Raw genomic sequence first — 1,449 nt, 5'->3', positions numbered from 1 at the left:
GCTCGACCGCGTGATCATCCGGTTCGCGGGTGACTCCGGCGACGGGATGCAGCTCACGGGAGACCGGTTCACGGCGGAGACGGCCCAGTTCGGCAACGACCTGTCGACCCTGCCCAACTTCCCGGCCGAGATCCGCGCCCCCGCGGGCACGCTGCCCGGAGTGTCAAGCTTCCAGCTGCACTTCGCCGACCACGACATCCTGACTCCCGGCGACGCACCCAACGTGCTCGTCGCCATGAACCCCGCAGCGTTGAAAGCCAACCTGGCCGACCTGCCCCGCGGGGCCGACCTGATCGTCAACACCGACGAGTTCACCAAACGCAACCTGCAGAAGGTGGGCTACACCACCAACCCGCTCGAGGACGAGTCACTCAGCGAGTGGCGGGTCCACGCGGTGCCGCTGACCTCGCTGACGGTGCGCTCCCTCGAGGGGTTCGACGTCAGCAAGAAAGACGCCGAGCGGGCCAAGAACATGTTCGCGCTCGGCCTGTTGTCGTGGCTGTACCACCGGCCGACCGAGGGGACGATCAGGTTCCTGGAGGCGAAGTTCGCCACGAAGCCCGAGATCGCCAAGGCCAACATCGCGGCGTTCCAGGCCGGCTGGAACTACGGCGAGACCACCGAGTCGTTCTCGGTCTCCTATGAGATCAAACCGGCCAAGCTGACCCCCGGGGTGTACCGCAACATCTCCGGCAACCAGGCCCTGGCCTATGGGTTGATCGCGGGGTCGGTGCAGTCGGGGCTGCCGCTGTTCCTCGGGTCCTACCCGATCACCCCGGCCTCCGACATCCTGCACGAGCTGTCCAAGCACAAACGGTTCGGCATCCGCACCTTCCAGGCCGAAGACGAGATCGCCGGCGTCGGCGCGGCGCTGGGGGCCTCCTTCGGCGGGTCGCTCGGGGTGACCACGACCTCCGGCCCCGGTGTCGCGTTGAAGGCCGAGACGGTGGGCCTGGCGGTCACCACCGAGCTGCCGTTGATCGTCGTGGACGTGCAACGGGCCGGACCGAGCACTGGTATGCCGACCAAGACCGAGCAGACCGACCTGCTCATGGCCCTGTACGGCCGCAACGGCGAATCCCCCGTCCCGGTGCTGGCCCCCGCGACGCCGTCGGACTGCTTCCACATGGCCCTGGAGGCGGCGCGGATCGCGCTGAAGTACCGCACACCGGTCATGCTGCTGTCGGACGGCTACCTGGCCAACGGCTCAGAGCCCTGGCGGATCCCGGACGTCGCCGAGCTGCCCGACATCTCGGTCGGCTTCACCACCGAACCCAACGGCGACGACGGGTCGTATTTGCCCTTTAAGCGCGACCCCGGCACGTTGGCCCGTCCGTGGGCCGTGCCCGGCACCCCAGGGCTGGAGCACCGCATCGGCGGCATCGAAAAAGCCGACGGCACGGGCAACATCTCCTACGACCCCGACAACCACGACCGGATGGTACGGCT

1 protein-coding gene is annotated in these 1,449 nt (G+C 68.0%); it reads left to right on the top strand.

Annotated features, from left to right (window positions below; translation table 11 throughout):
* A partial coding sequence (locus tag AB0B72_RS40250) for a 2-oxoacid:acceptor oxidoreductase subunit alpha (protein ID WP_367745066.1) occupies positions 1-1,449 on the top strand: 1,449 nt, incomplete at both ends.

It is taken from the genome of Microbispora sp. NPDC049125 (assembly GCF_040802045.1).
Classification (GTDB): Bacteria; Actinomycetota; Actinomycetes; order Streptosporangiales; family Streptosporangiaceae; genus Microbispora.
The sequence above is the reverse complement of the archived record's forward strand: the minus strand, read 5'-3'. Positions and strand labels throughout refer to the sequence as shown.